This is a genomic window from Paenibacillus sp. FSL R10-2771, assembly GCF_038000205.1.
Taxonomy (GTDB): domain Bacteria; phylum Bacillota; class Bacilli; order Paenibacillales; family Paenibacillaceae; genus Paenibacillus_AQ; species Paenibacillus_AQ phytohabitans.
This window is the reverse complement of the sequence record NZ_JBBOBM010000001.1, coordinates 4,900,536-4,916,866: the sequence shown is the minus strand read 5'-3', so window position 1 is coordinate 4,916,866 and position 16,331 is coordinate 4,900,536. Positions and strand designations below refer to the sequence as shown.

At 42.2% G+C, this 16,331-nt stretch carries 5 protein-coding genes; all 5 read left to right on the top strand.

The annotated features are described in order from the left end of the window. Positions 1 to 491 precede the first annotated feature (491 nt). Genes NSU14_RS21090 through NSU14_RS21070 form a run of 5 tightly spaced genes read left to right on the top strand, consistent with a single transcriptional unit; the run spans position 492 to position 16,280 of the window. Positions 492 to 2,660, top strand: a complete 2,169-nt coding sequence (locus NSU14_RS21090; RefSeq protein WP_340947283.1) for a type I secretion system permease/ATPase — start codon at positions 492 to 494, stop codon at positions 2,658 to 2,660. Positions 2,661 to 2,662: 2 nt separating this feature from the next. Next, a complete protein-coding gene (locus tag NSU14_RS21085; RefSeq protein WP_340947281.1) occupies positions 2,663 to 4,000 on the top strand; it encodes an HlyD family type I secretion periplasmic adaptor subunit in 1,338 nt (445 codons plus the stop codon). Positions 4,001 to 4,018: 18 nt separating this feature from the next. Beyond that, entirely contained in the window at positions 4,019 to 6,868 is a 2,850-nt protein-coding gene (locus NSU14_RS21080; protein WP_340947279.1) for a hypothetical protein, read from the top strand. A gap of 45 nt (positions 6,869 to 6,913) precedes the next feature. Beyond that, complete coding sequence (locus NSU14_RS21075; protein ID WP_340947278.1) at positions 6,914 to 7,651, top strand: hypothetical protein; 738 nt, start codon at positions 6,914 to 6,916, stop codon at positions 7,649 to 7,651. A 13-nt stretch (positions 7,652 to 7,664) separates the two neighbouring features. After that, positions 7,665 to 16,280 (top strand): calcium-binding protein, encoded by an 8,616-nt coding sequence (locus NSU14_RS21070; RefSeq protein WP_340947277.1) that lies wholly within the window; start codon positions 7,665 to 7,667, stop codon positions 16,278 to 16,280. The last annotated feature ends 51 nt before the right edge of the window (positions 16,281 to 16,331 follow it).

The window sequence follows — 16,331 nt, the reverse complement described above, 5'->3', positions numbered from 1 at the left end:
GGATGATTTATGGTAATGCAATAAAAACATTACTAATGAACTACATCTTATTACCCTGGTAATTTAAGTATGCGAAAGGTTCCTGTAACTCATAAGGGTTTAATGTACTATAATAACAAAAAATGTTATATGAGTATAAACTATTTAATACTGTTGCCGATAAAACATAATATATATTCCATTTTAATGAAAATATACATATTTATTTAAATTTTTAATTGATATCTCCGTAATCCAAAATTCCTATCCAGTGGTAATGAAAAAATGAACAATCAAGAAATGTTAACTAATCCAGGTACAAAGACCCCCGGGGATTAAAGCAAACTACCCGGTAGGCAAGCTGAAGTTATTAAATCCAGTCAACCCTCGGGAAAACCGACATTCTCATGGTTTACAATCATTTCCATTCAAAAAGTTAATGATTAATCCAAAATCCTGTTTTAATTACATATAGTATAAATTCGGATTTGACTACATTACAAAGGGTGCAAATGATGAAGGCAGAAGTCTTAGAAGAAAAGAGTACTCAGCTCAACGAAGAGGAGAGGATTAGGAAAATCGATACTGGGCTGCACTGCTTAATTCTGGTAGCTAATTACCATAACATCTCAGCAGATTACGAGCAGATTAAACATTCTTTTGCAATTGATGATGATGGGATGAATACGTTGCAGATGCTTAAAGCATCCGCAGAACTAGGTCTAAAATCTAAGAAGGCAAAGGTTCAACTGAAGCGATTATTCAAGCTGCCATTACCTGCGGTTTTGATTACCAAAGAGGGGGAGTATCTGGTTCTCGCTAAAGTGAACGAAGATCAATTTCTGATTTTCGATCCGCTGATCGGTAAACCGTCTTCTCTCTCTACACAAGAATTGATAGGGCAATGGAGCAACGACATCATTTTATTCTCTCCTAAATTGAAAACGGAGCATACGGAAGAGTTCGGAATCAAGTGGTTTCTACCTGCGCTATGGAAGCATAAAAAGATACTTGCGGAGGTCCTGCTGGCGTCTCTATTCATTCAATTATTCGGGCTTGTCTCTCCTTTAATTACTCAAGTCATTATTGATAAGGTACTAGTTCACCATGGACTCTCGACCTTGAATGTGCTAGCAGTTGGTCTGTTGATTATAATCACATTTGAATTAATTCTGGGAATCAGCCGTACATATGTCTTCACCCATACGACCAGCCGTGTGGATATAACTCTCAGCACAAAGCTGTTCAGTCATTTGTTTCGCCTCCCCTTATCCTATTTTGAGAACAGAAGAACAGGTGCAACTATTGCCAGGGTCCGTGAATTAGAGAATATTCGCCAATTTCTTACCGGATCGCCTTTTACGGCTGTACTTGACCTGTTATTTATTGTTGTATACATAGCTGTCATGTTTGCGTACAGTTCTAATTTAACTTTTATTGCGTTGGGTACGTTGCCTTTATATGCTCTGCTGTCTTTAATCTTTACTCCATTACTGCGTAACAGGCTAGAGGAACGATTTCAACGCGGTTCAGAATCTCAATCCTACCTGGTTGAAGCGGTGTCCGGAATTCAGACGATCAAATCATTCGCGCTTGAGCCCATTTCTCAGAAGAAGTGGGAAGGACTGCTATCCAATTATACGAGAGCTACATTTAAAGTACTCCTGTTATCCGGTACGGCGGGTTCTCTTGCCCAATTCATACAAAAAATCTCTAATCTTGTTATCTTGTTCTATGGCACACATTTGGTTCTGGCAGGGACAATATCTGTCGGACAACTGATTGCTTTTCAGATGCTCGCCTCACGTGTAAGTGATCCGGTATTACGGCTGGTACAAATGTGGCAGGACTTTCAGCAGACCGGAATTTCCATTAACAAATTAAAAGATATTTTTGAGGTCAAACCGGAACCGGCGGTCTCCGTATCCAAAACTAGGTTGCCTCGGATTCAGGGGAAGATTGCCTTTGAGGCTGTCACCTTCCGCTATAAAGTGGGTGGCCCGGAGATTATAAGAGATCTGTCTTTTGCTATTCCGCCAGGAACAGTCGTGGGAATCGTAGGCCGAAGTGGTTCCGGGAAAAGTACGGTGTCGAAGTTAATCCAGCGGCTCTATGTGCCTGAGTCCGGTAAAATTCTGATTGATGGGGTAGATATTTCTTTGGCTGATCCCTCATGGTTACGCCGACAGATCGGTGTCGTCCTGCAGGAGAACTACTTGTTCAGCGGAACGATCCGGGAGAATATCGCTTTAAATAACCCGTCTGCCCGAATTGAAGATATTGTGCGGGTGGCTAATTTGGCCGGGGCACATGACTTTATTATTGAGCTGGCAGAAGGCTACGATACGATGGTTGGCGAACGGGGAGAAGGGTTATCCGGCGGCCAACGTCAAAGAATAGCTATTGCCCGGGCATTGCTGTCGAACCCGCGAATTCTTATCTTCGACGAAGCGACCTCCGCGCTGGATTATGAATCAGAACGCATCATTCAGAATAATCTGCAGAAAATCTGTGCGGGCCGTACAGTAATTATTATCGCGCACCGGCTCTCTACACTCAGAACAGCCAGTAAGATTATCGTGCTGGATAAAGGACATCTAATTGAAGCTGGATCACATCAAAGCTTGCTGGCAAACAAAGGGCTGTACCACTATCTCTACAACCAGCAGGAGAGGGAATAGACATGTTTGGACACAAATCGGATCGGTTAGAATATGAGTTTTTACCTGCAGCAGTGGAAATTGAAGAAACTCCTCCGGCGCCACTTGGACGCTGGCTGATTTGGACGATCATTATTTTATTTGTTATTGTACTGGTTTGGTCATACCTGGGGAAGGTTGATGAAGTAGCGGTGGCCCGTGGAAAAGTCATTCCGGATGGCCGGACCAAGGTGCTGCAGCCACTTGAAGGGGGAACTATCAAGGAAGTTATGGTAACCGAAGGGGAACATGTAGAGAAAGGGCAACTGCTTATTGAACTCGATTCTACGACTTCTGAGGCGGATATTCAGGAGATGGTCAAGCAACTATATGTAGCCAAGCTGCAAAAGGCGATGCTGGAAGCAGAACTTGCAGGCAAAGCATTTGATGGGATAGAACAGGGAGAAACTCCCCTGGCGGGTTCTGCTGTTGATGAAGAGGAAGTGTTGCAAGTGCAGATGCAACTGCGTGAGGCAAGGGATGAGGAGTTTGACAGTAAGATTAAAGCAGCGGAACTCGTTGTATCCCAGACCCGGCAGGAGCTTCATTTGGAACAGTCCGCGCTGGAGTTAGCCAACAAAGACTATGCGCTCGCCTTGATGAAGTCACAAAACGGTGGAGATGAGAACTTCACGGAAAGTGCGGATCTTCTCCAGGCAGATAATGATTTGAATAAAACATTACTAGAGATAGATTCCCAGGAAAAGAAAATTGCCAAAGCAGAGGATGCTCTGGCTGAGGCTGAAGAGAACGTTATCTCCATTCAGAAGCAGCGCAACAGAACTGTTCTGGATGAACTTGTAGAAAATGAAAAGACCTTGTATACTCTCGAGTCCGAACTCACCAAAGCAGAAAAGCGCTTTGAACTACAGCAGTTAGCTTCACCAGTAGATGGAACTGTGCACGGGCTGTCTTCTTTTACCATTGGTGGTGTGGTGACTTCAGGGGAGGACGTCATCTCGATTGTACCGGACGATACGCCTCTAATTATAGAAGCAACTATCGCCAATCAGGATATTGGATTTATTAAAAAGGGTCAGGCTGCCAATGTGAAGGTAGATACTTTTCCCTTTCAGAAATACGGCTACCTGCAAGGTGAAATTATCTATGTGAGTCCGGATGCCTTTGAAGATGAGAAGCTTGGACCTGTTTTCAAAGCTAAGCTCAATGTGATGTCTGCGGAGACATCTTCCGGGAATCAGATCCGTTTGGGTCCAGGGATGTCTGTATCCGTAGAGGCAAAGACAGGGCAAAGACGAATCATTGATTTCTTCCTGTCACCACTCAAAAAAGTTGCTGAAGAGAGCTTCACGCTAAGATAACAACAAAGGGGAAGTACGATGAAGAAGCAATTTGCAACCAGTATCCTATTAAGCATGCTTATCACTCTATTGTTCTGGCCGGGGGCCTTGTCTGCTCAAAGTAAGAATGTGGTAGCCGGTACTGTGGGGAAAGTAAGTGTTAACAAAAATAGTTCAATCGAGATTATCGAACCTTACTTAGTGCAGTGGGGCAAGAATAATGTGCTGTCTTTCAAGGTTCGGCTATTTAACGGAGGCGGAGCCCCTCTGGATTTGTTGAGATATGGAATCACTGTGAAGACAAATGCCGGAAATCCGGGGAATGCCATTCAGGTTAAAGAATCTCAGACAAATACAAAGGTATTGCCGCAATCCAGCAGAGACTTCACTTTCTACGCAACAGTTCCTAATCAGACGCAGCTTACCAGCGTGCAATTTGATGTGAAGGAGTGGAACATTGCTTATGCGGGCTTCAGTAAGTCGATGGGTACAATTAAGATACCAAGTAATTATTCGAATACTGTAGCATCTGGTGACAGCAAAATATCAGTGCTGCAGAATAATCAAATCCGGATATCACTCAGTGATTTCTTTAGTTATGAAACCGCAAATGACCGGATGTACACTCTGACACTTCTTGAAGAGAGCTGGGGAACACAGCCGGTTGAGCTTCCTAAATACAGCTATTGGCTGCAAGCAGAATCAGGTGACCTGTATCCGCTTCAGACAGATGGCAGTGATGACAGTACATTGAACCCTAAGGAAAAAGCTGCTGTTGATTTGTATGCGACCATTCCCAAGGCATCCAAAGCCAAAAACTTCAAATTACTCCTGACTACGACAGAAAACAGTCTGAATTTGACACTTCATGCTTTTAAGCTGGCACAAGCCAGAGATTGGACATCAGTTCCTGTAAACATGGAGAAGGGACATTATATCAGACCCGATGAAGATCAATTCTCTCTGCAAGTAGACCCGCTATACATAACCGAAACCAATTTGCCCCAAATGGATGTAGGAACAACAATCATACTTAAAAATAATAATAAACTCAGTGTCGTTACACCGAGTCTGGCTTATTTCGTTGAAGTAAACCATATTACCTATGTGCTGACTCCAAGCGATACTACAGCTGAGAAAACGCTGGAAGCTCTTGAACAATTGAAAGTATCTCTTTCTGCGGATATGCCTAAATCGTTAAGCAAATACAATATGAGCCTGATTATTGCCAAAGTACTGAGCGGTGAAGAGCATCCAGTGTATAAACCACTTTTAAAAATACCGCTTAACAAGGCCGCAGAAGTAGAACAAACCAAAGTAGATAGTATTACTAAGACGGCACTCAAAGACGGTTCACCGTATTCAATAAGTGTGAGTAACGTCATGGGGTATATGGACGGGAAATACCAAATAGTCGAAGGTACGATTACTCTCACAAATGATGGTCAGCAAAAAATTGAATTACCAGAGTTTAAACTTAAGGGTTCTGTAGACCAGAAATACAGCTATGAAGGGACTTTAACAGATACTCAAACGGTGAATGGTTTAAGTCCGCAAGATCAGATTAGCCAGACTTTTCAGGTACAGCTTCCTAAGAACGCAGGACTGCAGGATTTTAAACTGTCCTTGGAAGAACCCTTTTTACAGGGGAATGATAAGTTGTATCGGCCTGTTGCCTCATTTAGCCTTCAGGGATTACAGAATTCGCAGATGACAGCGAAGGATTGGGTGTATTTCTCAACAAAGGACGGGGATTTCAAAATTAAAAGGATATCAACTTACCGTCTGCCTGTAGACGGGGAAGATGCAGTCGTGACAGAATTTGAATTATACAGCAGCTCCCGTCAAAACGAAACGTTACCTGAATTTAAGGCAGCTTATACTGTGAATCATACTTCCATAGAGGCCCAGCCGCTCGTGTTGGATAAAGTAATCAGTACTTCACCGGATACCGCAATCTCCTTGCAGGTGATCGGGAAAGTACCGTATTCAATGAGCACAGGTGAGGTGAATATGCTGCTCCAAGTAAATGAAGATGGGGCAGAGCGGAGCATTGGTCAATTTCTGATTGATAGTATGGATACAGTGCCACAATATGATGCTAATGATTCCTATTCCCTGAAGATCGCTGGCCGAGAATCAGAAATACAAATGTATAAAGTTCTGGTGTATCCCGGAATGAGTGAAGATCTGGTGGAAGTACAGATGATTCAGAGGAATAATAACAAAAGAACCTTAGTTCATAATCCCTTATATGGTTACTTTCAGAGCAAGGATGGAAGCTATTACCCTCTGGATTATGAAACAAATGCTGAACAGAATGTGAAGTATGGAAGTGTGTCCATTCAATCATTAGCTGGCAAAGTGCCTAAGGGTACAAATCTGGCGGATTTAAAACTGCTCTTTGGTCTAGCGATCAATGATAAAGAAGTCGCCGGAACCAGCGGTAATGCAGACGCCTTTGTCAGACCTGCGTTTTTCACATTAGTAGAGGATACGGGAACTGCAGCTGCTGGGCTTATCGGTATGAATGTGGGTCCTTATAGTCTGGATATCTCGAATACGCAGACCAAACTGGTCTCTGGTTACAACGGAACAATGGAATTTACGGCAAGCTTAACGAAACAACTGTCGTTTGACTCATTTGATACAGAACACAAAATCATCATTCAATTAGAAAATGCCGGAGAGATCATCACAACGAAAGAATACGGATTAAATACGGCGGAAGATACAAGCAGCTTCACTGTTCTCTCCAGAAAATACAAGATAGAGGGTATTTCAACAAACCTCACCACACCTTCTCTACAAGTGAAGGTGTACCTGAGCTATAAGGGGGAGAAGAAACTGATCGGGGAACAGGTGGTGGGGGTGAGTTTTGTGAAATAATGATTTTTGAGGGGGAAATATTTTTGTGAATTGGGGAGAAGCACTATGAGTAAAAAAAAAGTGATTATTATCATAGGATCATTAATATTATTTTTTTATATAATTAATCCTTATTTTTGGTTAGCAACTATGTTTATATTGGATCGACCCATTGGTCAAAGTTCTCTAATTCGTCAAACTCAGACGTATTTGAAAGAAAAGTACAATCAAGAATTCAAAGTGATTTATATGAGAGAAAATGGCCTTAAAGGGGAATATGCTGGACGTATTTACTCTGAAGAAACGGGGCTTTATTTTAGCGTTAGTGGACATGAATTGAAAAATGGATTGAAGTTACAGGATGATTATAGATTGAAGCTTTGGGCGAAACCTGTATTAGAGGATTATCTATCCTATGCTTATGCTTATGAAATTCGCTTTGAGGCACCTAATTTATTTAATCATAATTGGAATAGAAGCTCTCCAGACGATATCTTTTTAAAAAGGGGGGAGAATTTAACATTACAATTAACTATTGTTTTTAATGATGCAGATGAGAAAATAAAGAGCAAAAATGATTATTTCAAGCTAATCAAAAAAATAAAAGAATTAGAGATATCTGATGTACTTATAGTTTCATATCATATCACCAGTTATATAGATGAAAAAAAAATGTATTCTGAACCATTAGGCAATTTAGCTTCTACAAATGAAGAGAATATTGATGAAATTTGTCGTATCTCTAACTTACCCCAAGTTAAAACGCTAAAAGATATTGAACTTGATTGTACTTCATCTAATTAGGAGGACGTAAAAAATGTCTCAATTATCAGATTATCAATTCATGGAATTATGTCGATTAATCTATCAGAAAGATTATAAGCTTAACAAAGATCAAACTATAACAATGGATGAGTTTCGAGGAGTTCCTTCATCAAAATGGAAAGTACTTTCTATTACTGATGGTGTATACTTCACAGGAGCTTCTTTCGGACTTATGCGGGATGGGAAATTAACAGGAGATGTGATACTGGCTTGCAAAGGTACAGATGAAAAAAGAGATTGGCTTGAAAATCTCAATCTAAAATGGCTTACTGGAGAATATGAAAGTGCAATTCAATTATTGAATACGACTACTGCTATATTAAAGAGTGAGGTATCGGGAGGAAAGCTTGGAACTTATACTTTAAATTATGCTGGACATTCTCTAGGCGGTAAACTGGCACAGCAATTGTTTATAGATAGTTATGAAGAAAGAGGTACATTTACAGATGTACGTAGAAGTGATCTGGGGAGAACTGTACTATTTAATGCTGCTCCTACTCAGGGAAGGGGTAAAGATCTTCTTTCTATACCATATACTGACTATAATATAACGAATTATATTACTGAAGGAGAGGTTCTGAATTCGGTACTCCCTTCTGTACCTAATGATCCACCATATGGCCTTGGTTTTTTACCTTTTTCAACGCATTATGGAAAGAAAGTATATTTACCTTATAGTCGTGAGGTTAATAATGCTGTAGATCCAATTACTAAGCATAACGCATTTGATTCTTTTAAATATTATTTTGATGATAATGGTAATTATGATTCAAAATATATTTATGGTACTGATGTTAATGATTATATTGAAGGACGAGCAACTAACGATACTATTGTCGGCGGAGCTGGTAATGATATCTTAAAAGGTGGTGATGGATCGGATACATACAAGTTTTTTGCTGGAAATGGACAAGATACTATTAATGAAATAAGAGATAGTAAAAATACGATAGATAAATTGATTATCTATGGTCATTCTTATGACAGCATGAGAGTTGTATTCCTGTCTGGTCAAGGTATATCCTCAATGAATAGAAAGATTAAGATTGTTTTTGAAGGATCGACAGATAGTATAACCTTACAATATAGTTATAGCTCTAATGACCTTGTGGGGTGTGTTGAAAAAGTATCTCTTGCAGATATAAGTACGAACGAGATTATAAAAACAATAGATATGAAAGAGCTAATTACAGGTGTTCTTGAAAATTACTCACCTAAATTTAATGTAAGAAATGGCTTAGACGCTCTATTCGACAGTCTATATAACCCCCAAAAAGCTTATATTGAGCCGGTTATTTTAGATTTGGATGGAAATGCTAATAATAATACAGTGGGTATTGATGATGGCGGAGTTCATTTTGATCACGGTGGAGATGGATTTGCTGAAAAAACAGGATGGGTTAATCCTGAAGACGGCCTGCTAGTAAGAGATATCAATCAGGATGGAATTATTAATAATGGTTCTGAGTTATTTGGACAATACACGCAACTGCGTGATGGTTCACTTGCTGAGAGTGGTTTTGAAGCATTACTAGATTTGGATGGAAATGGTGACGGAATTATTAATGAGCTAGATACTGCATTCAAACAGCTTAGGATATGGCAAGATGACAATGCAGATGGAATTACTGGTCAGGGTGAGTTAATAACGTTAAATGAAAGAGGAATTACAGCTTTTAATCTAGTTGATCATGGAAATCTAGAATGGCCAGACGGAACGACTGGAAATATTGAGGTTGGACAAGCAACTTACGGTACAAGTGACCAAACTTACCACCCAATGATTGAGTACAGTCTAAAAATAGCACCTTACGATACGGTGGCAAATGAATGGTTGGAAGAGCCAGAGGCTATTCAATTATTGCCCGATGTGGCTGGCAGTGGGATTTTATATAGTTTTCATCAAACGATGATGAGAGATGCCAGCGGTCAACTTAAACTCTGGATACAACAATTTCAGACGGAAACAGACTTGTTGGTTCGTAATAACCTGCTTGATCGAATGATCTATAAGTGGACTGGTGCAGATCAGGTGGAACCTGATAGTCGTGGAGGGATTGTTGACGCACAGAAGCTGGTTGTTATCGAGAAGTATTATGGTGTTAGCCAACCTGGGTATGTTCCACCCGGTGATACTGCCGGGACAATTCTAGAATTTTATAACGATATTAAAGAAAATGTATATGCCCAGTTAATGGCACAGACCCATCTGGCATTTCTTTATGATGAAGTATCTATTGTATGGGGAAATGATAAGTTTGTTGTGGATTTGTCGGGAGTGCAGACTCGGCTGCAGTCTTCCTTACTAGGTGGAAGTAGTTTAGCCAAGCTACAACTGGGAGAGTTCATGCGCACGGCCAAACAATTGTATAATGCGGATGCTATTGGACTGAGTAAGTTTGGAAACTATTTTTCGAGTCAAAATATTGAATGGGCCTGGATCGTAGAATCGAATTTAAAGAGCAGCATTATGGGTACTTCCCAAGGGGAACTATTAACAGGGACAGCATGGGACGATGCAATCTCCGGTGGCGATGGAAATGATATTCTCCATGGGAATAAAGGAAACGATGCGCTATTCGGTGGTCTTGGCAATGATACTTATATGATCGGCAAAGATAGCGGGACCGTTCAAATCTATGAAGAAGATGCTACAGCAGGGAATACAGACAAAATACTGCTTGGTGAAGGCATTTTACCAGATAACGTGAAGTTGAGCAGAGATCAATATGACCTGGTAGTATCTATTGATAATAGTGTTAACAAGATAAATGTCAGGAACTTTTTCAAGAGCGAGAAGCAAAGAATTGAAAGTATTGTATTTGCCAACGGGAACATCTGGGATGTTGACTACATATTAAATCATGCGTTCACTGAAACTAATGGAACAGATCAACTGGATACTTTCTATGGAACATCAAATAACGATAAATATAGAGCAGGTGCTGGTGACGACACCGCTTTTGGAGGAGCGGGCCACGATACCCTAATGGGTGAAGCGGGCAATGATTATCTCGCCGGGCAATCCGGCAATGACACGTTAGATGGTGGAACAGGTAATGATTATCTTGATGGTGGAATCGGCAACGACACCTACATATTCGGCAAAGGATACGGCAGCGACACTATTATAGACAGTGATTCTACGGAAGGTAATTACGATCGTGTGCTATTTAATGCTGGCTTGTTGCCTAATGAAATAACCATCGTACGCAACGGAACTAACCTGGAACTGGTCGTTACAGGGACTAGTGACAAACTAAAGATTATCAATTATTTCGGAGCCACTAGTAGTGTTGTTGAAGCGCTAAGTTTCTCTGATGGAACGGTGTGGGATTACAACTATGTCTTGAATAATGCTATAACTCCTGCGGTGGGAGCGGCAGGAGTTACGTTAACAGGTACGAGTGGAAATGATGTTTTGCAGGGTGGAGTGGGGAATGACAAGTTGTATGGTGGAAGCGGAAACGATGTGCTCGACGGCGGGGCTGGAGATGACAAACTGTACGGGGATCGATTGAGTTCAAGTTCACCATATAATAGTAACGGAAACGATACGTACGTGTTTGGGAAAGGTTACGGACAGGATACAATCTACGATGTTGATACTGTAAGCGGCTATGTTGATACAATCCAAATGCTGGTGAATCCAGAGGAAGTAGATGTGCTGCAGGACAACATGGATCTAATGATCCGAATTAAAGAGACGGGCGAAAAGATTCGGGTAAACTCTTACTTTAGTGGCACGAAATATAAAATAGAACAAGTAAAGTTCGCAGACGGAACGATGTGGACTCAACTTCAGCTGGAATCAAAAGTGATTACGGAGGGAACCGAGGGCCATGACGTCCTGTATGGAGTGGATGGCTATGTGGACTGGATGCGAGGATTGGCAGGGAATGACATCTTGTATGCGGGAAGCGGAAACGACGTGCTGGACGGAGGCAGTGGGGATGACATGTTGTACGGGGATCGATTGAGTTCAAGTTCACAATATAATAGTAACGGAAACGATACGTACGTGTTTGGGAAAGGATACGGACAAGATACAATCTACGATGTTGATAGTTCAAGTAATGTAGACACGATCCAAATGCTGGTGAATCCAGAGGAAGTGGATGTACTGCAGGATAACCTGGACTTGATGATTCGAATCAAAGAAACAGGTGAAAAGATTCGGGTGAACTCTTATTTCAAGAGTTCGGATTATAAGGTGGAACGGGTTATGTTTGCAGACGGAACAGTGTGGACTCAAACCCAATTGGAATGGAAAGTGATAACAGAGGGGACGATAGGTGACGATAGTTTGAGAGGAGTGGATGGCTATGTGGACTGGATGCAGGGTTTGGCAGGAAATGACAAGCTGTATGCGGGAAGCGGAAACGATGTGCTCGACGGCGGGGCTGGAGATGACAAACTGTACGGGGATCGATTGAGTTCAAATTCACCATATAATAGTAACGGAAACGATACGTACGTGTTTGGGAAAGGGTACGGACAGGATACAATCTACGATGTTGATACTGTAAGCGGCTATGTTGATACAATCCAAATGCTGGTGAATCCAGAGGAAGTAGATGTGCTGCAGGACAACATGGATCTAATGATCCGAATTAAAGAGACGGGCGAAAAGATTCGGGTAAACTCTTACTTTAGTGGCACGAAATATAAAATAGAACAAGTAAAGTTCGCAGACGGAACGATGTGGACTCAACTTCAGCTGGAATCAAAAGTGATTACGGAGGGAACCGAGGGCCATGACGTCCTGTATGGAGTGGATGGCTATGTGGACTGGATGCGAGGATTGGCAGGGAATGACATCTTGTATGCGGGAAGCGGAAACGACGTGCTGGACGGAGGCAGCGGGGATGACATGTTGTACGGGGATCGATTGAGTTCAAATTCACCATATAATAGTAACGGAAACGATACGTACGTGTTTGGGAAAGGGTACGGACAAGATACAGTCTACGATGTTGATAGTTCAAGTAATGTAGACACGATCCAAATGCTAGTGAATCCAGAGGAAGTGGATGTGCTACAGGACAACATGGATCTAATGATCCGAATTAAAGAGACAGGTGAGAAGATTCGGGTAAACTCCTACTTTAACAATTCATACTACAAAATAGAACGGGTTACGTTCGCAGACGGAACAGTGTGGACTCAAACCCAATTGGAATCAAAAGTGATAACAGAGGGGACGATAGGTGACGATAGTTTGAGAGGAGTGGATGGCTATGTGGACTGGATGCAGGGTTTGGCAGGAAATGACAAGCTGTATGCGGGAAGCGGAAACGATGTGCTCGACGGCGGGGCTGGAGATGACAAACTGTACGGGGATCGATTGAGTTCAAATTCACCATATAATAGTAACGGAAACGATACGTACGTGTTTGGGAAAGGGTACGGACAGGATACAATCTACGATGTTGATACTGTAAGCGGCTATGTTGATACAATCCAAATGCTGGTGAATCCAGAGGAAGTAGATGTGCTGCAGGACAACATGGATCTAATGATCCGAATTAAAGAGACGGGCGAAAAGATTCGGGTAAACTCTTACTTTAGTGGCACGAAATATAAAATAGAACAAGTAAAGTTCGCAGACGGAACGATGTGGACTCAACTTCAGCTGGAATCAAAAGTGATTACGGAGGGAACCGAGGGCCATGACGTCCTGTATGGAGTGGATGGCTATGTGGACTGGATGCGAGGATTGGCAGGGAATGACATCTTGTATGCGGGAAGCGGAAACGACGTGCTGGACGGAGGCAGCGGGGATGACATGTTGTACGGGGATCGATTGAGTTCAAATTCACCATATAATAGTAACGGAAACGATACGTACGTGTTTGGGAAAGGGTACGGACAAGATACAGTCTACGATGTTGATAGTTCAAGTAATGTAGACACGATCCAAATGCTAGTGAATCCAGAGGAAGTGGATGTGCTACAGGACAACATGGATCTAATGATCCGAATTAAAGAGACAGGTGAGAAGATTCGGGTAAACTCCTACTTTAACAATTCATACTACAAAATAGAACGGGTTACGTTCGCAGACGGAACAGTGTGGACTCAAACCCAATTGGAATCAAAAGTGATAACAGAGGGGACGATAGGTGACGATAGTTTGAGAGGAGTGGATGGCTATGTGGACTGGATGCAGGGTTTGGCAGGAAATGACAAGCTGTATGCGGGAAGCGGAAACGATGTGCTCGACGGCGGGGCTGGAGATGACAAACTGTACGGGGATCGATTGAGTTCAAATTCACCATATAATAGTAACGGAAACGATACGTACGTGTTTGGGAAAGGGTACGGACAGGATACAATCTACGATGTTGATACTGTAAGCGGCTATGTTGATACAATCCAAATGCTGGTGAATCCAGAGGAAGTAGATGTGCTGCAGGACAACATGGATCTAATGATCCGAATTAAAGAGACGGGCGAAAAGATTCGGGTAAACTCTTACTTTAGTGGCACGAAATATAAAATAGAACAAGTAAAGTTCGCAGACGGAACGATGTGGACTCAACTTCAGCTGGAATCAAAAGTGATTACGGAGGGAACCGAGGGCCATGACGTCCTGTATGGAGTGGATGGCTATGTGGACTGGATGCGAGGATTGGCAGGGAATGACATCTTGTATGCGGGAAGCGGAAACGACGTGCTGGACGGAGGCAGTGGGGATGACATGTTGTACGGGGATCGATTGAGTTCAAATTCACCATATAATAGTAACGGAAACGATACGTACGTGTTTGGGAAAGGGTACGGACAAGATACAGTCTACGATGTTGATAGTTCAAGTAATGTAGACACGATCCAAATGCTAGTGAATCCAGAGGAAGTGGATGTGCTACAGGACAACATGGATCTAATGATCCGAATTAAAGAGACAGGTGAGAAGATTCGGGTAAACTCCTACTTTAACAATTCATACTACAAAATAGAACGGGTTACGTTCGCAGACGGAACAGTGTGGACTCAAACCCAATTGGAATCAAAAGTGATAACAGAGGGGACGATAGGTGACGATAGTTTGAGAGGAGTGGATGGCTATGTGGACTGGATGCAGGGTTTGGCAGGAAATGACAAGCTGTATGCGGGAAGCGGAAACGATGTGCTCGACGGCGGGGCTGGAGATGACAAACTGTACGGGGATCGATTGAGTTCAAATTCACCATATAATAGTAACGGAAACGATACGTACGTGTTTGGGAAAGGGTACGGACAGGATACAATCTACGATGTTGATACTGTAAGCGGCTATGTTGATACAATCCAAATGCTGGTGAATCCAGAGGAAGTAGATGTGCTGCAGGACAACATGGATCTAATGATCCGAATTAAAGAGACGGGCGAAAAGATTCGGGTAAACTCTTACTTTAGTGGCACGAAATATAAAATAGAACAAGTAAAGTTCGCAGACGGAACGATGTGGACTCAACTTCAGCTGGAATCAAAAGTGATTACGGAGGGAACCGAGGGCCATGACGTCCTGTATGGAGTGGATGGCTATGTGGACTGGATGCGAGGATTGGCAGGGAATGACATCTTGTATGCGGGAAGCGGAAACGACGTGCTGGACGGAGGCAGTGGGGATGACATGTTGTACGGGGATCGATTGAGTTCAAGTTCACAATATAATAGTAACGGAAACGATACGTACGTGTTTGGGAAAGGATACGGACAAGATACAATCTACGATGTTGATAGTTCAAGTAATGTAGACACGATCCAAATGCTGGTGAATCCAGAGGAAGTGGATGTACTGCAGGATAACCTGGACTTGATGATTCGAATCAAAGAAACAGGTGAAAAGATTCGGGTGAACTCTTATTTCAAGAGTTCGGATTATAAGGTGGAACGGGTTATGTTTGCAGACGGAACAGTGTGGACTCAAACCCAATTGGAATGGAAAGTGATAACAGAGGGGACGATAGGTGACGATAGTTTGAGAGGAGTGGATGGCTATGTGGACTGGATGCAGGGTTTGGCAGGAAATGACAAGCTGTATGCGGGAAGCGGAAACGATGTGCTCGACGGCGGGGCTGGAGATGACAAACTGTACGGGGATCGATTGAGTTCAAATTCACCATATAATAGTAACGGAAACGATACGTACGTGTTTGGGAAAGGGTACGGACAGGATACAATCTACGATGTTGATAGTTCAAGTAATGTAGACACGATCCAAATGCTCGTTGGTCCAGAGGAAGTGGATGTGATGCAGGACAACATGGACCTGATGATTCGGATCAAAGAGACAGGAGAAAAGATCCGGGTGAACTCCTATTTTACGAGTTCATATTACAAAGTGGAACGTGTTACGTTCGCAGATGGAACGTATTGGACCCAAACCCAGCTTGAGTTCAATGTAATTACGCAAGCTGCTGCAAAGAATGCTAGCCTTTTAAAAAATAATTCATACAATGTGGAAGCAGCTAGTCAAGCGGCAATTTCGGCTCAAACTGAACAACTTATACAAGCGATGTCAACGTTCTCGGCCACTTCCGATATGGATACGTCGCAATTTGCAAGTGAAAAAAGATATACTGAGCTTCCAGTATTAACGGAATCTTGGACGAAAATATAAATCATCTTTTGAATTAACAGTTTTCTACTCCGTTCAAAATGAAATTTTGAA